The following is a 20,355-nucleotide window of genomic DNA, read 5'->3' as shown; positions in this document are numbered from 1 at the left end:
TCGGGGGCGAGGGGCACATCCGGTTTTTAGGTGTCGCGAATGGTGGGTCTGCCCAAACACCATGCGCCTGGGCAGACCCTGAAACGCGCCGCTCAGTCGTAGCGCAGCTCGCGTGCCTTGCCGCGGAAAACCCAATAGGACAGCAACGTGTAGCCGACGATCGTGGGCAGAACGAAAAGCGATCCAATCAGGATAATGAACAACGATTCAGGTGCGCTTGCGGCCTCGTAAATCGTGATCTTTTCGGGCACGACATAGGGATAGAAGCTATACGCCATCCCGCCGTAGGCCATGGTCCACAGCAAGGTGGCCGCCACGAACGGCAGCCAGTTCCAATGGTCGTTCGCAAAGGGCATCCGCTTGAGCATCGTCCAGAGCCAGATGATCACCGCAGCAGACAGCACGGGCAGTGGCGCGAGCCAGATCATTTCGGGAAAGCTGAACCATTTGTCGAAAATGCGCGGGCTGACAAAAGGCGTGGCCAGTGAAATTGCACCGATCCCCAGAATAAGCCCCCAAATGCCGCCCTTGGCCCAACGCACCGCCTTGATCTGCAAGGCATCGCTGTTTTTATGAATGACCCATGTCGCCCCGATAAAGCTGTATCCGACGGTCAGGAAGATTGCCGTGAGAAAGGCAAAGGCGACGTGGCCCAAGGTCCAGTCGAGACCCATGACATAGAGCCCCAGCATGAAACCCTGGCTCAGCGAGGTCATCAGGGATCCGGTAAAGAACGCGTTGTTCCACAACCGTTTGTAGGCGGCCGGCGCCTTGACCCTGAACTCGAAGGCAACACCGCGCAGGATCAGGCCGATCAGCATGATCGCCACAGGGGCATAAAGCGCGGTCAGGATTTCGCCATGCGCAGTGGGAAAAGCCACCAGGAGCAGTCCCACAGCGAGCACGAGCCACGTCTCATTGGCATCCCAGAAGGGGCCGATCGACGCAATCATGGCGTCTTTCTCTTCTTCATTGGCGAAGGGGAACAAGACCCCGACGCCAAGGTCGAAGCCGTCGAGGATCACGTAGATCAGGATCGACAGCCCCATCAGGCCTGCAAAGACAAAGGGCAGCCACTGGGTTGGATCACCAAAGGTGTACATAGTGTTTACTCCGCCGGTACGGCACGGGGTTGTGCCGCTTCGGATTGCGGGACGCGTGGTTCAATCGACTGTCCCTTCGATGCGCGGCGCGCCAGATAGAAAATTACCCCTATGTAGGCCCCCAAGAGCACCGCATAGACCACGAGGTAGGCGATCAGCGAGGACAGCACCATGGTCGGCGGTACGTCCGCCACCGCCTGCTTGGTGGTCATAACACCCTGCACCAACCACGGCTGGCGCCCGATCTCTGTGGTGTACCAGCCCGCAAGCGTGGCAAGCCAGCCGCTGAAGGTCATGCCGACCAGACCGATCAGAAACACCTTGGGCAACCCGTCCACACCGCGCCGCCCGACGCCATCCGCACGCTTGCGCAGCATCAACGCCACCGCGGCCCAGCTGGCCATCAACATAAGCACGCCCGTGCCGACCATCACGCGGAAGGACCAGAAAACAGGTGCGACACGCGGGTGCAGGACAGTTCCGTCTTCGGCGACAAATTCGTTCAGACCTTTGACTTCGCCATCCCATTCGTGGGTCAGGATAAAGGACGCCAGACCGGGAATGCCGATCTCCATGTTGTTTTCACGGGCCGCATCGTCGGGCAGGGCAAACAACAGCAGCGGGGCACCGCGCTGGGTCTCCCAGACACCTTCCATCGCTGCCACTTTGGCAGGCTGGTATTCTTTCGTGTTCAGCCCGTGCAGGTCACCCACGAAGATCTGTACCGGAATAAGCAGTGCCGCCATGAAGAGCGAGGTGCGCAAAGCGACGCGCACGCCTTTTGTCCGACCGCCGATCAACCAACGGAACGCGCTGACACCCGCGATCAGGAAACTGACGGTGAGGAAGCTGGCCAACAGCATATGGAAGAAGCGGTATGGCATCGACGGATTGAAGATGATCGCCCACCAATCGGTGGCATGGGCCACGCCATCGATCATCTCGAAGCCCTGAGGCGTGTGCATCCAGCTGTTCAGGACAATGATCCAGAAGGTCGACATCGTCGTGCCGAAGGCTACCAGAAACGTGGCGCCGGTGTGCATCCAACGTGGCACACGGCTGAACCCGAAGAGCATGATCCCCAGAAAGACAGCCTCGAGAAAGAATGCGGTCATGATTTCGTAGGCCAGTAGCGGACCCGCGATGTTACCGACGATTTCCATAAAGCCGGGCCAGTTGGTGCCGAACTGGAACGACATCGTGATGCCGGACACGACACCCATCGCGAAAGACAACGCAAAGACCTTTACCCAAAAGCCGTAAGCCTCCATCCAGCGTTCATCGCCCGACCGGTTATAGCGCAGGCGGAAGTACAACAGCACCCAGCCCAGCGCGATCGTGATTGTCGGGAACAGAATGTGGAAAGAGATATTCGCCGCAAACTGAATGCGCGACAGCAGCAATGTGTCCAACATTATCTAGTCCTCTGAAACGTGTCTTGTTGGAATAGATATGGGGCTGTCGTCAGCGATTGTTATGGGGATGCGGCAAGTTCGCGCAGGAGTTTTGAGATGGTGGATTTATCGTTTTAAAACAATGCATTGATCGTCCTATTCTGGCCGCCTTATCGGCCCGCGTGCCGATTGTCTTGCCCTCACTCAAGTTGAGCCCTGCGAAGCATGGATATTTTCGAAAAATTCAATCGAATTTGAACCCTTGCGCGCGCATGTAAGCGCCAAAGGTTTCGCGCTCCGGCACGCTGTACTGGCGGACCTTGTCGTCTGACCAGCCGTAGGCCGCGCTTTCTGCGAATTGCGCCCTTCGGCGTTGCTGTGGGTAGGGTTGGCTTTCGCGCCGCATTGCGTCGTACTGCGCGATCTGGGTGCGCAGACCGGTTTCGTCGTACCTGTCGGTGTGGCAGGTGACATCCAAAGGCAACCGCTGCGAAATTGCAGGGGCCGCTTCGGGCACGCCCACAGCGAGCCCCGCGAAGGGAAAGACATACGGCGGCAGCGCCAGCAGCTCTGACAGCGCACGGGGGCGGTTACGCACACCACTTATCGGGCAGCAGCCCAGTCCCACCGCTTCGGCGGCAGTGACGAACGCACCAAGCGCGATTGCCGCATCTGCTGCAGCGTTGAAGGGCGCATCGAAGTGATCATTGGCGAACGGAATGTTCTTCCAATCGTGCATCAGACGCTGTCGTCGATTGTTTCCGCAAAAGACCGCGATCATAGGCGCTTGGGCAATCCAGGGTTGCTTGGGCACCAGCTCCGCAAGGGCCGTGCGCTGCTGGCCCGACTTGAGAAGGATGATGTCGCGTTGTTGCAAGTCGCTCTTGCTGGGAGCGCAGAGCGCGACTGCGCAGAGGGTCTGCAACACCGCATCCGGGATCGGGTCGGTGGTGAAGGAGCGGCACGACCCGTGCGCCGCAAGCCGCGCCAGACGGTCCGCAGATTTTTGGGGCGCCTCGACATCGGGAGCATCCGCAAATCGCGCGTTCAACAAGTGCTGAAGTGGATCGGTTTTCGGGTCGGTCATTGTGCGGCCACCTCACGTGTTGGGCGCATGGCATTGGTGGGCGATCGTCAGGCCCCGGTGAACCTTCCACGTTTTTTGGTTTCCGAGAAAGAGGTTTCACACCGCCGGGTCCGGGAATACGCAAATGGGCAACTGTATTTCAGCGCGTCGCGGGCACCTATTCCGTCTGACACTGCTGGGCCCGTTTCCCGTATGCGTATGCGTCCGATGGCATCGCTGTTGACATGCATTGGGCAGGGCGGACAATAGCGCCAAATTATCCGCGCGGGGCTGTCATCCTTGATGCAGAATCTGGCCGCGCGACGCGCGCAAGATGCCGTCGGGGAACGGATGATCGGCGGCGGGGCTGACCCAACGATTTCGTGATCGGAAACTGGCCAAGAATGTCAGGATTACGTGGTAGGCATCTGATATGTAATGCTAAAAAACTACTAAACTATTAGTTTGACAGGCGCGAAATATTGCGACTATCGTAGTGGCAGTCGGCGAAATCCGGCTCAATTAAAACTTCTGGGAGGAGAAGAGGATGCGTAAGTATCTACTCTCCGCGACTGCAGCTATGGCTGTCATCGCGGGGCACGGAACTGCTTTTGCCGACGCGGCGGCAGCTCAAAAATGGATTGACCAGGAATTCCAGCCATCAACGCTCAGCAAAGACGAGCAGATGTCCGAGATGGAGTGGTTCATTCAAGCGGCCGAGCCCTATGCCGGCATGGAAATCAACGTTCTGTCCGAGGGCATCCCGACGCACGGATATGAATCCGAAGTGCTGACGAAAGCCTTCGAGGAAATCACCGGTATCAAGGTCAACCACCAGATCCTCGGCGAGGGCGAAGTGGTTCAGGCCGTGCAAACGCAAATGCAGACACAGCGGAACCTCTATGACGGCTACGTCAACGATTCCGATCTGATCGGCACACACTCGCGCCTGCAACTGGCCTATAACCTGACCGAACAGATGGCGGGCGACTGGTCTGCCACCACATCGCCAACGCTGGACCTCGATGACTTCATGGGCATCCAGTTCACCACCGGTCCCGACGGCAACCTCTACCAATTGCCCGACCAGCAGTTCGCGAACCTCTACTGGTTCCGCAAGGACTGGTTCGATGACGAGGCCAACAAAGCCGCGTTCAAGGAAAAATACGGCTACGATCTGGGCGTTCCGGTCAACTGGTCGGCCTATGAAGACATCGCTGATTTCTTTTCCAACGACGTAAAAGAAGTCGACGGTGTCGCGATCTACGGCCACATGGATTACGGCAAGCGTGCGCCCGATCTGGGCTGGCGGATGACGGACGCGTGGCTGTCGATGGCGGGCACAGGCTCCAAGGGCGAGCCAAACGGCGTGCCGATCGACGAATGGGGCATCCGCATGGAAGAGGGTTCGTGCAACCCCGCAGGCGCATCCGTATCCCGCGGTGGTGCGGCGAACGGTCCTGCGGCGGTCTATGCGATCCGCAAATGGGACGAATGGCTGCGCAAATACGCACCTCCCGGTGCGGCGTCCTATGACTTCTACCAATCGCTGCCCGCACTGGCGCAAGGCAACGTGGCCCAGCAGATCTTCTGGTACACCGCCTTTACCGCCGACATGGTCAAGCCCAAGTCCGAAGGCAACAACACTGTCGACGATGCAGGCAACCCACTGTGGCGTATGGCACCCAGCCCGCATGGCCCCTACTGGGAAGAAGGCCAGAAGGTCGGCTATCAGGACGTGGGCTCCTGGACATTCCTCAAGTCCACACCCTCCGACCGTGCACAAGCGGCCTGGCTCTACGCCCAGTTCGTGACATCCAAAACTGTTGATGTGAAGAAATCCCACGTGGGTCTGACCTTCATCCGCGACAGTTCGGTCAACCACGAAAGCTTCACCGAGCGCGCGCCCAAATTGGGTGGTCTGGTCGAATTCTACCGCTCGCCAGATCGCGTGGCATGGTCGCCAACAGGCATCAACGTGCCCGACTATCCAAAGCTTGCGCAGATCTGGTGGCAGCAAATCGGTGACGTGAACTCCGGTGCCTTCACTCCGCAGGAAGCGATGGACCGTCTGGCCGAGGAGATGGACATCACCATGGCCCGGATGCAATCCGCCGATGAGGCGCAGAACATTTATGGCGGTTGTGGTCCACGCCTGAACGAAGAGCGTGATGCCGAGTACTGGTTCGCCAATGGCGGCGCCAAGCCCAAGCTGGACAACGAAAAACCGCAGGGTGAAACCGTCAACTACGACGAACTCGTCGCACGCTGGCAGCAATAACTCCCAACGGCTGGCCCGCCGGATACCTCTTTCGGGCCAGCCACTGGCCGGGGCGCAGATTGCCCCGGCCTTTTTACACGCAGGACATCACCCCCATGACAATCGAGCTGAAGCAGGCCAGCAAAGTGACCCGCGGGATCACCCATATCAAGCCGACCTCGCTGGTGTTGGAGACCGGGCATTTCAACGTGCTGCTGGGCCAGACCGGGGCGGGCAAGACATCCCTGATCAAACTGATGGCGGGGCTTGATCCGCTGGCCTCCGGCGAGGTCTGGATGGACGGGCAGGACGTGTCGCGCCTGTCGACGCAGAAACGCAACATCAGTCTTGTTCACCAGTTTTTCGTCAACTACCCGCAGATGACAGTCTACGACAATATCGCTTCGCCCCTGCGGGTTGCGGGCATGGCGAAATCGGAAATACAGGGCCGCGTGGAAGAGGCCGCCGACATTCTCCAACTGCGTCCGATGCTGAAACGGCGTCCGCAGGAACTGTCGGGCGGCCAGCAGCAGCGGTGTGCGCTGGCGCGCGCCATTGCCAAGGAAAGCCGGGCCGTTTTCCTCGACGAACCGCTGGCAAATCTGGACTATAAACTGCGCGAAGAACTGCGTGAGCAATTGCCGGAGCTTTTTGCCGGGCGCGGCGCCGTCGTGGTCTATGCGACATCCGAGCCTGAGGAGGCATTGCTGCTGGGCGGGCGGACGGCCCTGATGGACGATGGGCGCGTGACGCAATTCGGGCCCACGGCCGAGATCTACCGCAAACCGGACAATCTGACCGCGGCGCGGGTGTTTTCTGACCCGCCGATCAATGCCGCCGCGATCACCAAGACGGGTACCGTTGCGCGGCTTCCCAATGGTGTGGAGTGGACCCTGACCGGTGCCGCCGCGTCTCTCGCCGATGGCAGCTATACCGTCGCGATCCGACCCCACCATGTCAGCCCCGTGCAAGGACCATCGGACCGTGTGGCGCTCAACGGGACGGTCCTTGTGACCGAATTGTCCGGATCGGAGTCGAGCGCGCATTTCCAGATGGGTGACGATGGGTGGGTCTCTTTGGCACATGGCGTGCACCCCTACGAGGTTGGCGCGGACCATGCCTTTTTCATGAACCCTGACAACGCATTCTACTTCGCACCCGACGGGAGGCTCGTGGCCTGATGGCGAAAATCACACTCTCAAACTTGCGGCATTCCTATCTCGACAATCCCGCATCCCCCGCCGACTACGCGCTCAAGGAAATCGACCTCGACTGGGAAGACGGCGGTGCCTATGCCCTGTTGGGGCCTTCGGGATGCGGAAAGTCAACGCTGCTCAACATCATCTCGGGCCTGTTGACCCCGTCCGAGGGCCGGATCCTGTTCGATGATCGCGATGTCACGGCGCTGCCGCCCGATCAGCGCAACATCGCGCAGGTTTTCCAGTTTCCGGTGATCTACGATACGATGACCGTCCGCGAGAACCTTGCGTTCCCCTTGCGCAACCGCGGTGTCGACGAAGCGCGCATCAAGGCGCGGGTGGGTGAAATTGCTACCATGCTCGAAGTCGAAGACATGCTCGACATTCGCGCGGCGCACCTGTCGCCTGACAACAAGCAGAAAATCTCGATGGGCCGCGGGCTGGTGCGCGACGACGTGAACGTGGTGATGTTTGACGAACCGCTGACCGTGATCGATCCGCATCTGAAATGGAAACTGCGATCAAAGCTGAAGGAACTGCATCAAAGGGTGCAGGCCACGATGATCTACGTGACGCACGACCAGACCGAAGCGCTCACCTTCGCCGATCAGGTGGTGGTGATGCAGGAGGGTGAAATCGTCCAGATCGGCACGCCGGTCGAGCTGTTCGAGCGGCCTCAGCACACCTTTGTCGGGCACTTTATCGGATCACCGGGGATGAACGTGCTGCCGGTATCGCAACATGGCGACAGCGCGCTTTTCGAAGGCCAACCTGTCAGGCTCGAAGGGCGGATTGTGGGAAGCGGGGGGCAGACGCAATTGGGCATCAGGCCCGAATTTGTGTCGCTCGCCGATGACGGTCTGGCCGCGCGCGTCCGCAAGGTGTCGGACATCGGCCGCCACGCGGTGGTGGAGGCGATGGTGGGCGACACGCCGGTCAAGGCCATCGTCGAAGGCGCCGTGCCCGAACGGGGGGCAGAGGTGCATCTGGCCTTCCGTCCCGATCAGACCCGACTTTACCGTGATGGATGGCTCGCAACGGAGGCAGGGGCATGAAAACCGAAAATCAGAAGGCATGGTTCTTTGTGCTTCCGGTGCTGTTGCTGGTCGCCTTCAACGCGCTCGTGCCGATCATGACTGTCGTGAACTATTCCGTGCAGGAAACGTTCGGCAACAACATCTTCTTCTGGCAAGGGCTGGACTGGTTCGAACAGATCCTGCGCTCTGACCGCTTTCAGGCGGCACTCGGGCGACAGTTCCTCTTCACCTTCCTTATCCTCATCATCGAGGTCCCGCTCGGTATCATCATAGCGCTGTCGATGCCGCGCAAAGGGTTCTGGGTGCCCGTCTGTCTGGTGCTGATGGCGCTGCCCATGCTGATCCCGTGGAATGTCGTCGGCTCCATGTGGAACATCCTCACGCTGCCCAAGATCGGTCTGCTGGGATATTTCCTCAACGATGTGCTGGGCATTAACTATGACATGACGCAGCAACCGATTTCGGCGTGGATCACGATCATCGTGATGGACGTGTGGCACTGGACATCGCTTGTTGTACTGCTGAGCTATGCCGGTCTGGTATCGATCCCCGACGCCTATTATCAGGCGGCCAAGATCGACGGCGCAAGCCCTTGGAAGGTGTTTCGCTATATCCAGCTGCCCAAGATGAAGACGGTGCTGACCATCGCAATCCTGCTGCGCTTCATGGACAGTTTCAACATCTACACCGAACCCTTCGTGCTGACGGGCGGCGGGCCGGGCAATTCGACCACGCTGCTGTCGATTGATCTGGTCAAGATCGCGCTGGGTCAGTTCGATCTGGGTCCTGCGGCGGCCATGAGCCTGATCTACTTTGCAATCACGCTTCTGGTGTCGTGGCTGTTCTACACACTGATGACAAAGGACGATGCGCAATGAGAAAACGCTCCCTCATTCCGATCCTCTATATCGCGTTCCTGATGTTGCCGATCTATTGGCTCGTCGCGATGAGCTTCAAGACAACGAACGAGATCCTGTCGGGCTTTTCGCTTTTCCCGCAGACATTCACGCTCGAAAACTACCGCGTCATCTTTACCGACCCGACGTGGTACTGGGGCTACATCAACTCGATCATCTACGTCTCGCTCAATACCGTAATTTCGGTGGCCGTCGCCTTGCCCGCAGCCTACGCCTTCTCGCGTTACCGGTTTCTGGGCGACAAGCAGCTTTTCTTCTGGCTGCTGACCAATCGCATGGCGCCTGCTGCCGTCTTCGCGCTGCCGTTCTTCCAGCTTTACTCGTCAGTCGGGCTGTTTGACACGCACCTCGCGGTGGCGCTGGCCCACTGTTTGTTCAACATCCCGCTTGCCGTCTGGATTCTCGAAGGGTTCATGGGGGGCGTCCCCAAGGAGCTGGACGAGACAGCCTATGTCGACGGCTATTCCTTTCCGCGCTTTTTCGTGACCATTTTCCTTCCCACGATCAAGGCGGGTGTCGGCGTGGCCGCGTTCTTCTGTTTCATGTTCTCATGGGTTGAACTGCTTTTGGCCAAGACGCTGACGGCCGTGGCGGCCAAACCCATCGCCGCGACCATGACGAAAACGGCGTCTTCTGCGGGCTACGAACTGGGGCTGCTGGCGGCTGCCGGTACGCTGACGATCATACCGGGGGCCATCGTGATCTATTTCGTACGCAACTACATCGCGAAGGGCTTTGCCCTGGGGAGAGTTTGATGAAACGTCTGCTATTGCCTGCCCTGTTGATGCCGGGCCATGCCTGGGCCCAAGGATGGGGCAACGTCGCAAAAGAAGCCGAAGAAAAGGGTTTTTCGTGGACTGACCCGCTCTGGCCGAGCTTCTGGATGGCGTGGACGCCGGTCACCTTTGTCCTGTTTTGCGGAATTTTCGGCGCGATCGCGATTATCGCGGTTCTGGAAATCACGAAATACCGGGACGGAATTGAACGGGTGGGCGTGTTGGGCCTCACCACCACGCTGGGGGACCGGCTGTTCATCACGCTTCTGGGAACGGCCTACATCTTCCTTGCATGGCTTGGTCTGATGGGGCAACCGCTGTGGGCGCCATTGGGATTGTCGATGGCTTGGGGGGTCTTCTGTTTCTGGAAGGTTTGAGAAAGGGTTTTGCGAAACCCGTAATTTCGTATCTACTCAACCCTGTGTAACGAGTGGGCGATGCGTGTTGGATAGGTCTGCATGAGACAGAAGAAGAAAAGTGAACTGCTGACCGAAGTCGAACTGGAGTTCATGAACGAACTCTGGGCCTTGGGCGAGGGGACGGTACGCGATGTGCTGGACCAACTGCCCGAAGGCCGTGATCTGGCGTATACGTCAGGCGCGACGATCCTGCGCATACTCGAACAAAAGGAATTCGTCACCAGCAAGAAAGACGGCAAGCGCCATGTCTTCAAACCGACGCTGGGCAAAGACGCCTACCAGACCCGCTCGCTCAGGGATTTATCCGTTAAGCTGTTCGATGACACGCCGGTGTCATTGGTGGCGCGGCTCGTCAACGACGAGGATCTCAGCACAGAGGCATTGGGGAAAATTCGGGCCTTAGTGGATCGGAGGTTGAAAAATGATACCGGGTGAAGCCCTTCTCAATGCGTTCATCAATGCCAATATCCTCATATTTGTCGCCTACCTGTTGTGGCTGGCGGTGCGGTTTGCCCTGAACCGCGGCGGCCTGCAGCACAGTCACGCCACACAGCTCAAGCTGCTCAACACCGTATTCGTCGCAATCATCTTATCGCCGTTTCTGGTGCTGGCGCTGGGAACGCTGCAATCGAATGGCTACGCCAAGAGCGTCAACGTCAACCTGTCGGACATGGTGGTCGCCTATTACCTGAACGGCGGGTTCGAGATGCAGGCGACCGAATTTGAACGGCTGGTCAATCTGCGCCACACCTTCATGAACAACGTCATCAACGCGGCAGGTTGGGTCGCGCTGTGCGCCATCGCGGCCTTTCTGGTCAGCATGGCCATCGGGACGCTGCGGCTTTGTTATTCGGTCATCTGCCTCTTTCGCATCGTATCGGCGGGCTATACGTGGCGCCGGATCGGCCGGATCCATCTGCGCCTGTCGGACCGGACGTTGGTGCCCTTCTCCACACGGGGGCTGCGCAACTACTATGTGGTAATCCCTTCGCATATGCTGGGGCAACGTCAGGAACTGGCCGTGTCGCTCGCGCATGAATTCCAGCATCTGCGGCAGGGCGACATCGAGTGGGAAATCATTCTCGAAGCGCTCAAACCGTTTTTCTTCTTCAACCCGGCCTATCACGCGTGGAAAAGGCAGGTCGAAAACCTGCGTGAACTCAGCTGTGATGCCGAAGTCCTGCGCCGGGGCAGGATCGACGTGCGTGCCTATTGTGACACGCTGCTGTCGGTGTGCCAGCAGACGCTGCGCAAGGACCGTATGTTTGTGGTCGCCGTTCCGAAGGTCACACTTGTGACTGCGGACCGGTCGGCGCTGCGGGACGGCAAGATGAGCTTTCTGCAGCACCGGATAACGGCGCTGCTGGATCTGCGACATCTGCGGCGGCCCCGCCTTTTGTATGCCGTGACCGTCATGCCGATGGCTGCCGCGATTTTCCTGACCGCCGTTGCGATACAGCGCCCGGCGGACTGGAGCCAGGATCGGCTGATGTTGTCGACAGTTGTCAATCTGGAACGGCTCGACGAAATCAACCGCCTGTCGACTTTTGGCCGTATCCGCAACTGACGGAAGGCGCCTAATCCTCCGTGCCGGATGACGGCTCGGGCGCTTCGGGGGCCGGATAATCAACGGGCGGAAATAAGTCCGTCACCGGCGCGCCAAATGCGTCGGCAGTGCCCACCCCCATCAGCAATAACATCGCCAAAGCATACATCAGTTTCATCTCTCGCTCCTTTTCGCGTTGGGCAGGTCAACTGCCACGCCATTGAGGGTGACCCACTTGTGCGCCTGTCAGAACCGTGATTGATGGAGATCACATCTGCAAAAACGCAGCGCTGACAGGAGGCCGAGATGTTCGAATGGTCCGATATGCGGATGTTTCTTGCGGTGGTCCGTCACGGGTCTGCCGCCGAAGCGGCCCGTCATCTGGGCACGAACCAGACAACGGTCAGTCGCCGTATTGCGCGTCTCGAAGCGGCGCTTTCGCTCACGCTGTTTGATTTCGGGGCGCGCGGGGCCATTCCGACCGAAGCGGCGCGCCGTCTTCTGGCCGATGCCGAGGCGATGGAAGCGGCAGCAGACGCGCTCGATGTGCGCGCGCGTGACATGACGCGCCGCCTGTCAGGGACAATACGGCTGACGGCCAATCCCATCGCGATCCGGTATGCCGCAGGGCTGACCGCACGGTTCCGGCAACAACATCCAGAGGCCCGCTTCGAGATCGACAGCCAACCCCGCACACTTTCCCTCGAGGACGGGGAGGCCGATGTCGCTTTGCGCCCCGCGGTCCAGCTTGAGGGCGACACGCTCGTGGCGCGCAAGCTTATGGATCATCCGTGGGGCTTCTACGCGTCGAAACCGTACATCGCGCAGCATGGTGCGCCGCGGTCCTTTGATGATCTTGCGACACACAGGCTCGTGCGCTGTACGGGGGAATATTCCTTTTCCGAACCTATGGCCTCGACGCAGGCCCGCTATCCACAGACCACCGAGATCACCGATATATCCTCACTCGACGGGATGATCGGTCTGATCCATGCGGGCGAAGGGGTGGGAATCGCGCCGCGGGCCGAAGGCGATATCGATCCGCTCCTGGAGTTCTGTTTTGGCGATCCGGCGCTGAAACAGGGGCTCTGGCTGGTCACCAGCCGCGCGGGCCACGCCGATCCGCTCATCCGGGGGTTCATGGCGTTCTGTGCCAAGCATTTGCCCGACATCATGCGCGATCTTCCTCCCGAATGGCGGATGTAGCGTTACTGCACCGGCGCGTCCTTGGCCCCGGTCATGAACGCCACCGCGTCGGACATGGTGTAATCCTTGGGGTCGATGACACACAGCCGTTTGCCCAAGCGGTGGACGTGAATGCGGTCTGCTACCTCGAACACGTGGGGCATGTTGTGGCTGATCAGGATGATCGGGATACCGCGCGAGCGAACGTCGAGTATCAACTCCAGCACGCGGCGCGATTCCTTGACGCCAAGCGCGGCAGTCGGTTCATCCAGAATGATCACCTTTGATCCGAAAGCGGCCGCGCGCGCCACCGCAACACCCTGGCGCTGACCACCCGACAGTGTCTCCACCGCCTGATTGATGTTCTGAATGGTCATCAGCCCCAACTCCGACAGCTTGTCGCGGGCAAAATCCTCCATGCGCTTGCGGTCGAGTTGCTTGAACAGGGTGCCGCGCCAGCCGGGTTTGCGCAGTTCGCGGCCCATGAACATGTTGTCCGCGATCGATAGGGCAGGGGACATGGCAAGTGTCTGGTAGACCGTTTCGATCCCTGCATCGCGTGCGTCGATCGGCGAGCGGAAATTGACCTTTTCGCCATCGAGGAAAACCTCCCCCTCATCGGGTGTGACGGCCCCTGACACCGCCTTGATCAGCGATGACTTGCCCGCGCCGTTGTCGCCGATCACAGCGAGAATTTCGCCGGGCATCAGGTCGAAATCACACTGGTCCAATGCCGTGACCTTGCCGTAGCGCTTGGTCAGATTGCGGCCTTTGAGAATGGGTTCCATCACGATGATACCTCCCGGATCCACTGGTCGACGGCGACAGCGGCAATGATCAACACACCGATAAGAAGGAAGGTCCACTGCGGATCGGCCCCCGCCATGCGCAGACCCAGTTCGAACACGCCGACGATCAGGGCCCCGAAGAACGCACCCAGTATCGATCCGCGCCCCCCGAACAACGATATGCCCCCGATCACCACGGCGGTGATTGCCTGAATGTTGCCGATAACCCCCGTCGTCGCGGAAGGAGAGACCGATCCGAACCTTCCGATCATCACCCATCCGGCAAGCGCACAGATGAAGCCCGCAAGCATATAGACAGACATGAGCGTGCCGTGGACATTGACGCCTGCCAGCTCTGCCGCCTCGGGGTCATCGCCCACCGCGTAGACGTGTCGCCCCCAGGCTGTGTGCTTGAGCGCATAAGCCAGCGCGATGACCAGGATAACCATCAGCAGCACGCCCAGCGTAAAGACGGCCCCCGCCACATTAAATTTGGTCCCCAGAAACTGCAGGAACGGCGCCTGTGCCTCGATGTCCTGAGAGCGGAGCGTTTCGTTGTTCGAATACAGATAATTCGCCGCCAGCACGATTTGCCACATGCCCAGCGTCACGATGAAGGGGGGCAGTTTCACCCGGCTGACGAGCCAGCCTGACACAGCCCCCAGCGCCGTACCCACGGCGAGCCCCAGGCCCACCGCGATGGGCGCGGGAATGCCGTAGCGAAAGGTGAACTGGCCCATCACCACCGACGTCAGCACGGCCAGCGCACCCACACTCAGGTCAATGCCAGCGGTCAGAATGATCAGCGATTGCGCCGCTGCCAGCACGCCCACGATCTGGACCTGCTGCAGGATGAGCGTCATCGCAAAGGGAGACAGAAAACGGCTGCCGAGGTAGAGACCAAAACCCACAACCGCCGCGATCAGCACGATCAGCGGGACAAGGGCAGGGTTGGTGTGCAATGCGTGATGGAAGTGGCCGATGAAGCCCTTCTTGTGCGGCTCAAAGGCTGCGATGTCATTGGCCCGGTTGGCTGCGGTTTCATATTCGTCGGATTGTGACATGGTTCCTCCGGCCGCTGAATGGCGGGTGTTATGAAAAGGGGTGGGCGTGTGGGCCCACCCCGATCAGACTGTGAAATGCCGGTTCAGACAAGCCGGACCGGCACCAGAGGCCTCAGCCCCAGCACTTCTCCGTACCCTCGGCAACCGAGATGGACTCGACACCGTCGGCCGGCTGGTCCGTCACCAGCGCCACACCGGTATCAAAGAACGCCTTGCCGTCCGTGGCTTCGGGTTTCGTACCGTCCTTGGCCCAGGCAGCGATCGCCTCGATCCCCTTGGACGCCATCAGCAGCGGATATTGCTGCGACGTGGCACCGATGACCCCGTCCGCGATATTCTGCACACCGGGACAGCCACCATCCACGGAAACGATCAGCACGTCGTTCTCGCGACCGATTGCCTTGAGCGCCTCATAGGCACCGGCTGCCGCAGGCTCGTTGATCGTATAGACCACGTTGATCGAAGGATCTTTGGCCAGCAGGTTCTCCATCGCCTTGCGGCCACCTTCTTCGTTACCGGCAGTCACGTCATGGCCCACGATCCGGGCATCGTCCTCGTCACCCCATTTGTTGGGGTCTTTGATATCGATCCCGAAACCCGTCATGAAGCCCTGGTCACGCAAGACACCGACCGAAGGCTGCGAGACAGCAAGATCGAGCATGCCGATACGCGCATTCGCGGCCTCGTCACCAAGCTGCGCCGCGGCCCACTGACCGATCAGCTCACCTGCGAGAAAGTTGTCGGTTGCAAACGTCATGTCGGCGCTGTCGATCGGCTCGAGCGGGGTGTCCAGCGCGATCACGAGGATACCGGCATCGCGGGCCTGCTGCACGACGGGCACGATCGACGCGGTGTCGGAGGCCGTCAGCAAGATGCCCTTCGCGCCGTTCGCGATGCAGGTCTCGATGGCCTGCACTTGCGTTTCGTGGTCACCGTCGACCTTACCGGCATAGGAATTGAGCGAGATGCCAAGCTCTTCGGCCTTGGCCGTCGCACCTTCGCGCATTTTGACAAAGAACGGGTTCGTGTCGGTCTTGGTGATCAGGCACGCGGATGTCGCATGTCCGTCGGCCATGGCGGTCGTGGCGGATGCGATGGCCGCAAGTGCGGTGCCGATAAGCAGCTTCTTCATGGTTTCCTCCCAGAAAATTTCATGTGTGTCCGGTGTGCCCCGAACGATCACCGCATCGTGATGCACGGCGAATGTCGCTTAAAAAACGTGATTCTACCGCGCCTGTCAATTAATTAGTTAACTTTATTTATTAATCAAAAATGTGTATTTGTGAACGCGGAGGATGTCGATATGAAGGCCGGAATGGAAAATTCTGTCGTCAGATCAATCAGCGCGGGCCTCAGCCAACGCGGCGTGCGCAATCACAACGAACGGCTGATCCTGTCATTGTTGCAGCGCCACGGCGCGATGCCGGGCAGTGATGTGTCAAAGCTGGCCGGACTGTCGCCGCCCGCGGTCTCCGCGATTCTGAAGCGGTTGGAAAACGAGGGGTTGCTGCTTCGGGGTGATCCTATGCGCGGGAAGGTGGGCAAACCGTCGGTCCCGATGCGTCTTGCGCCGGGCGGTGTGCTGTCGCTTGGCCTGAAAATTGGCCGCCGGTCTGCCGATCTGCTTCTGATGGATTTCACGGGCGCTTTGCGCCAGCAGCGCGTACTGCGCTACGATCACCCCGAACCGGGTGCCGTTTTTGCCTTTCTTGAACAGGGCATCGCCGAAATCATGGCCTCGATTACGCCGGCCGAAGCCCGACGTGTTTGCGGACTGGGTGTGGCGGCCCCCTTCGAGATGTGGAACTGGGGCGCGCACGGGGCCGATGCGATCGGGCCCTATGAACTTTGGAAAGACATCGACATCCGCGCAAGGATCAGCGCCTTCAGTACGCTCCCCGTCAGCCTGTTGAATGACGCGACCGCGGCATGTCAGGCCGAACAGGTTTTCGGTCGGGGCAAGGAATTCCGCGATTACGCATATTTCTTCGTGGGCGCGTTCGTCGGGGGCGGTATCGTCCTGAACCATTCGGTGTTCGAAGGGCGGCAGGGCAATGCCGGTGCGCTGGGATCGCTGCCCACAATCAGCCCGCTGGGCGAAAGCAAACGGCTCATCGATATGGCGTCGATCCATTTGCTGGAAGCGCGACTGGCCGAAGTCGACATCGACCCCAATGTCATCTGGAAGTCCCCGCAAGACTGGCGCGGGATCAGCCGCTACGTCGACCCGTGGCTGGGCCAGACGGCACAGGAACTGGCCAAGGCCAGCCTGTCGATTTGTTCGGTGATCGATTTCGAGGCGATCCTGATCGACGGTGCCTTTCCTGCGGAAATACGCAATGAACTGGTCGAAAGGGTGCGCAGGTACATCGTGACCCAGGACACGCGCGGCCTGCTGCCACCGCAGATCGAAAGTGGCAACATCGGCGGCAACGCCCGTGCGATCGGTGCGGCAAGCGCGCCGATCTTCTCGCAATTTCTGCTCAATACGAATGCAGGTTTGTCGGTTGCGTGAAAAACCTCAGGGTTTTTGTAATATAAACTGTGACATCTCTTTAAGCTACGGTTTTACGATCTATCTAGGGGGTCAGTCAGGCCAGTTACCGATGTGAATTTCGCCGCTTTGCAGCGTGCGGGAGGTGATTGATCGTTTGACAATTGCAGTCGTTTTTTCGACTAAGGCACATCCGGGCGGTGGGGCGACCACCCGACAACTGATTTTAAGGAGCACGCGTGTCCCTTTTTCTGATCGTCGCTTTGCCGTTCCTTGGGGCACTGCTACCGGGGCTGATGAATTCGGCCGGACGTGCAGCCTGTGCTGGCATTACATTTACCGTGACACTCGCCGCCTTTGTCGGGCTGATAACCAACCTGCCTGCGATCATGGCGGGCGACACGGTCATGATGCGGGTCGATTGGATACCGTCGCTGGGCCTGAACCTCACGCTGATGCTGGACGCACTTGGCTTCTTCTTTGCAACGCTCATTCTGGGCATCGGGTTGCTGATCATCACCTATGCGCGCTTCTATCTCGCCCGCGAAGACAACATGGGCGAATTCTTTACCTATCTGTTGCTGTTTCAGGGCGCGATGGTGGGTATCGTGCTGTCCGACAACATCCTGTTACTGCTGGTTTTCTGGGAGCTGACGTCTCTGTCGTCCTTCCTGTTGATCGGATACTGGAAGCACCTGCCCGAAGGCCGGCAAGGCGCCCGCATGGCCCTGACCGTCACGGGGATGGGAGGGCTCGCGCTGATCGGGGGGATGTTGCTTCTGGGGCAGGCGGCAGGCAGCTACGATCTCAGCGTCATCTTGCAAAACCGCGATCTTATTCAGGACAGCCCACTGTATCTGCCCGCGCTCATCCTCATCCTATTGGGCTGTTTCACGAAATCGGCACAGTTTCCGTTCCATTTCTGGCTGCCACACGCCATGGCCGCCCCCACACCGGTTTCGGCGTATCTGCACTCCGCAACGATGGTGAAGGCCGGGATTTTCCTGATGGCCCGTCTGTGGCCGGTTCTGTCCGGCACACCTGAATGGTTCGTGATCGTCACGACAGCCGGTTTGGTCACGATGGTGTTGGGCGCCGTCATCGCGTTTTTTAAACATGACCTGAAAGCCTTGCTGGCCTTCTCCACGGTCAGCCATCTGGGTCTCATCACGATGCTGCTGGGGACCAGTACCGCCTTTGGTGTGATGGCGGCGATGTTCCACATCATGAACCACGCGACGTTCAAGGCGGCCTTGTTCATGTCGGCGGGCATTGTGGATCACGAGGCCAAAACCCGAGACATCCGCCGCCTCGGGGGGCTGCGCACGCTGATGCCGATCACCTTTGTGATCGTCGTGATCGCGGCGCTGTCGATGGCGGGTATCCCGCTGCTTAATGGCTTCCTGTCAAAAGAAATGATGCTGGAAGAAGCAACGCACACGACCCTTTTCGGTGCGCCGTGGCTTGTGCCGACGCTCGCGGTGATCGGCTCTCTGTTCTCGGCGGCCTATTGTTTCCGGCTCATCAGCCACACGTTTCTGGGGCCGCAGCGGGATGACTACCCGGCCCATCCCCACGATCCCCCCGTCGGCATGTGGGGGCCGCCCGCATTGCTGGCCGTCCTCGTGGTGGCCATCGGTGTGGCGCCCTTTATCGCGGAGCCGGCGGTGCGTGGCATCACGCAGGCCGTGCTTGCCGGAACGGCAGACATGCCCAAAGCCTATATCAAGATCTGGCATGGGCTGGTCCCGGCCCTGTACATGTCCATCGCCGCGGTGGTCGGCGGCCTGATCGTACTTGCAGTGTTCAAACCGCTCCTGCGCGCGTGGGATGCCGCGCCGCGGCCCGAAGCCAAGACGCTCTTCGACGCGGTCATCGCAGGCGCTGTATCAACAGCCAAGGGCCTGACCCATCCGATCCACAATGGCGCGTTTTCCCGCTACGGCGCGATTATGGCAATAACCGTCATTCTGGCGGGGTATTATGCGTTTGCGTCCGGCACCATCGGTCCCGCGACCCGGCAGCTTCAGCCCGTAGGAGCAATCGAAATCGCGGGCTGGCTGATGCTGGTGGCGGCCGTGACCGGGATGGTCCTTTTGCACCGCAACCGCCTTTTGTCCCTGATCCTGATCGGGATTGTCGGCCTGATGGTCTCCGTCGGCTTCGTATTCTTCAGCGCGCCGGATCTGGCGATGACACAGATCACGGTGGAGGTGGTCACCACCTTGCTGCTCTTGCTGGCGCTTAATTTCCTGCCCACGGGCACGCCGGTGGAATCGACTGTTTTGCGCAGGTTGCGCGACGGGGCGCTGGCGGTGGCAGGCGGTGTCGCGGCATTCGCGCTGAGCTATCACTATCTACTGCGCGACGCGGTGTCCTCGCCGATCTCAGAATTCCATCTGGCCAACAGCTACAAGGGCGGCGGCGGTACAAACGTCGTCAACGTGATCCTCGTGGATTTCCGTGGTTTCGACACTTTCGGCGAAATCATCGTTCTTGGCATCGCGGCGGTGCTGATCTACGCGCTTACGGAAAGCCTGCTCGGCGGGCCTGTTCGCGCGCGCCTGCTGAACCGAAAACCCGGCAGACAGCTGGCGGGGGACATGCACCCGATGATGATGGTCGTGCTGACGCGCGTCCTGATGCCGGTGGTGATCATGGTGGGCTTCTACATCTTCTGGCGCGGACACAACGAGCCGGGCGGCGGCTTCATCTCGGGGCTTGTCGTGTCGATCGGCCTGCTGATGCAGTACATGGCCTCGGGGTACAACTGGGCCACGGACCGGCAACGCTACCCCCATCACGGGGTGATCGGCGCAGGTGTGCTGGTGGCGGGGCTGACGGGGATCGGATCGTGGTTCGTAGGCAAGCCCTTCCTGACATCCGACTTTACCTACGTGCGCATCCCGCCATTCCAGGAATTCGAACTGGCCACCGCGGCGCTGTTCGATCTTGGCGTGTTCCTTGCGGTTGTCGGTGCGGTCATGTTGTCAATCGACGGGTTCAGCCGTCTGGCCCGCCGCGCCCATGTCAAAGACAGTGAGTATGCAATGGATATCAACCCCGCGCGTCCGCGTACGGACAAACCGCAAGAGCAGGGGGGCTGA

The 20,355-nt window shown here is 59.8% G+C and carries 18 protein-coding genes; 11 read left to right on the top strand and 7 right to left on the bottom strand.

Features of this window, described 5'->3' with window-relative positions:
- Positions 1–92: 92 nt before the first annotated feature.
- The 3 genes from K3756_RS13075 to K3756_RS13065 form a co-directional block, all read right to left on the bottom strand.
- Positions 93–1,103, bottom strand: a complete 1,011-nt coding sequence (locus K3756_RS13075) for a cytochrome d ubiquinol oxidase subunit II (protein WP_259988057.1) — start codon at positions 1,101–1,103, stop codon at positions 93–95.
- Positions 1,104–1,108: 5 nt separating this feature from the next.
- Positions 1,109–2,518, bottom strand: a complete 1,410-nt coding sequence (locus tag K3756_RS13070; protein WP_259988055.1) for a cytochrome ubiquinol oxidase subunit I — start codon at positions 2,516–2,518, stop codon at positions 1,109–1,111.
- A 223-nt stretch (positions 2,519–2,741) separates the two neighbouring features.
- Complete coding sequence (locus K3756_RS13065; protein WP_259988053.1) at positions 2,742–3,584, bottom strand: nitroreductase family protein; 843 nt, start codon at positions 3,582–3,584, stop codon at positions 2,742–2,744.
- Between the two features lie 526 nt (positions 3,585–4,110).
- On the opposite strand from K3756_RS13065, the gene K3756_RS13060 reads away from it, so the two are divergent.
- The 8 genes from K3756_RS13060 (at position 4,111) to K3756_RS13025 (ending at position 11,738) form a co-directional block, all read left to right on the top strand.
- A complete protein-coding gene (locus tag K3756_RS13060; protein ID WP_259988051.1) occupies positions 4,111–5,844 on the top strand; it encodes an ABC transporter substrate-binding protein in 1,734 nt (577 codons plus the stop codon).
- Between the two features lie 95 nt (positions 5,845–5,939).
- Positions 5,940–7,004, top strand: a complete 1,065-nt coding sequence (locus K3756_RS13055) for an ABC transporter ATP-binding protein (RefSeq protein ID WP_259988049.1) — start codon at positions 5,940–5,942, stop codon at positions 7,002–7,004.
- The gene (locus K3756_RS13050) at positions 7,004–8,077 is read left to right on the top strand and encodes an ABC transporter ATP-binding protein (protein ID WP_259988047.1); all 1,074 of its coding nucleotides are present in this window, start codon (positions 7,004–7,006) and stop codon (positions 8,075–8,077) included. Before K3756_RS13055 ends, K3756_RS13050 begins: the two co-directional genes overlap by 1 nt.
- Complete coding sequence (locus tag K3756_RS13045) at positions 8,074–8,937, top strand: carbohydrate ABC transporter permease (protein WP_259988045.1); 864 nt, start codon at positions 8,074–8,076, stop codon at positions 8,935–8,937. The genes K3756_RS13050 and K3756_RS13045 overlap by 4 nt, the downstream gene beginning before the upstream one ends.
- Positions 8,934–9,731 carry a carbohydrate ABC transporter permease gene (locus K3756_RS13040; RefSeq protein ID WP_259988043.1) on the top strand — a complete coding sequence of 266 codons (798 nt, stop codon included), beginning with the start codon at positions 8,934–8,936 and terminating at the stop codon, positions 9,729–9,731. The genes K3756_RS13045 and K3756_RS13040 overlap by 4 nt, the downstream gene beginning before the upstream one ends.
- Complete coding sequence (locus tag K3756_RS13035; RefSeq protein WP_259988041.1) at positions 9,731–10,129, top strand: DUF2160 domain-containing protein; 399 nt, start codon at positions 9,731–9,733, stop codon at positions 10,127–10,129. Before K3756_RS13040 ends, K3756_RS13035 begins: the two co-directional genes overlap by 1 nt.
- An 81-nt stretch (positions 10,130–10,210) precedes the next feature.
- Positions 10,211–10,606: a BlaI/MecI/CopY family transcriptional regulator gene (locus tag K3756_RS13030; RefSeq protein WP_259988039.1), complete on the top strand. Its 396-nt coding sequence runs from the start codon at positions 10,211–10,213 to the stop codon at positions 10,604–10,606.
- Entirely contained in the window at positions 10,593–11,738 is a 1,146-nt protein-coding gene (locus K3756_RS13025) for a M56 family metallopeptidase (protein WP_259988037.1), read from the top strand. Before K3756_RS13030 ends, K3756_RS13025 begins: the two co-directional genes overlap by 14 nt.
- A gap of 10 nt (positions 11,739–11,748) precedes the next feature.
- On the opposite strand, the gene K3756_RS13020 is transcribed toward K3756_RS13025, so the two are convergent.
- Positions 11,749–11,895, bottom strand: a complete 147-nt coding sequence (locus K3756_RS13020; protein ID WP_259988035.1) for a hypothetical protein — start codon at positions 11,893–11,895, stop codon at positions 11,749–11,751.
- Positions 11,896–12,023: 128 nt separating this feature from the next.
- Here K3756_RS13020 and K3756_RS13015 point away from each other — a divergent pair, with 128 nt between their 5' ends.
- Positions 12,024–12,923 (top strand): LysR family transcriptional regulator, encoded by a 900-nt coding sequence (locus tag K3756_RS13015; RefSeq protein WP_259988033.1) that lies wholly within the window; start codon positions 12,024–12,026, stop codon positions 12,921–12,923.
- A gap of 2 nt (positions 12,924–12,925) precedes the next feature.
- On the opposite strand, the gene K3756_RS13010 is transcribed toward K3756_RS13015, so the two are convergent.
- The 3 genes from K3756_RS13010 to K3756_RS13000 all read right to left on the bottom strand — a co-directional run bounded on the left by K3756_RS13010 (position 12,926) and on the right by K3756_RS13000 (position 15,886).
- Positions 12,926–13,690 (bottom strand): ATP-binding cassette domain-containing protein, encoded by a 765-nt coding sequence (locus K3756_RS13010; RefSeq protein WP_259993559.1) that lies wholly within the window; start codon positions 13,688–13,690, stop codon positions 12,926–12,928.
- On the bottom strand, positions 13,690–14,754 hold the full coding sequence (locus K3756_RS13005; RefSeq protein ID WP_259988031.1) for an ABC transporter permease: 1,065 nt from the start codon (positions 14,752–14,754) through the stop codon (positions 13,690–13,692). Before K3756_RS13005 ends, K3756_RS13010 begins: the two co-directional genes overlap by 1 nt.
- Before the next feature lie 112 nt (positions 14,755–14,866).
- The gene (locus K3756_RS13000; protein WP_259988029.1) at positions 14,867–15,886 is read right to left on the bottom strand and encodes a sugar ABC transporter substrate-binding protein; all 1,020 of its coding nucleotides are present in this window, start codon (positions 15,884–15,886) and stop codon (positions 14,867–14,869) included.
- Between the two features lie 183 nt (positions 15,887–16,069).
- Between K3756_RS13000 and K3756_RS12995 the strand changes: the two genes are divergently transcribed.
- Together K3756_RS12995 and K3756_RS12990 are read left to right on the top strand one after the other, a co-directional pair.
- Complete coding sequence (locus K3756_RS12995; RefSeq protein ID WP_259988027.1) at positions 16,070–17,269, top strand: ROK family transcriptional regulator; 1,200 nt, start codon at positions 16,070–16,072, stop codon at positions 17,267–17,269.
- Between the two features lie 218 nt (positions 17,270–17,487).
- A complete protein-coding gene (locus K3756_RS12990; RefSeq protein WP_259988025.1) occupies positions 17,488–20,355 on the top strand; it encodes a monovalent cation/H+ antiporter subunit A in 2,868 nt (955 codons plus the stop codon).

Origin of the sequence: Sulfitobacter sp. S190 (genome assembly GCF_025141935.1) — a bacterium.
Classification (GTDB): domain Bacteria; phylum Pseudomonadota; class Alphaproteobacteria; order Rhodobacterales; family Rhodobacteraceae; genus Sulfitobacter.
This window is presented reverse-complemented; position numbering and strand designations above follow the sequence as displayed.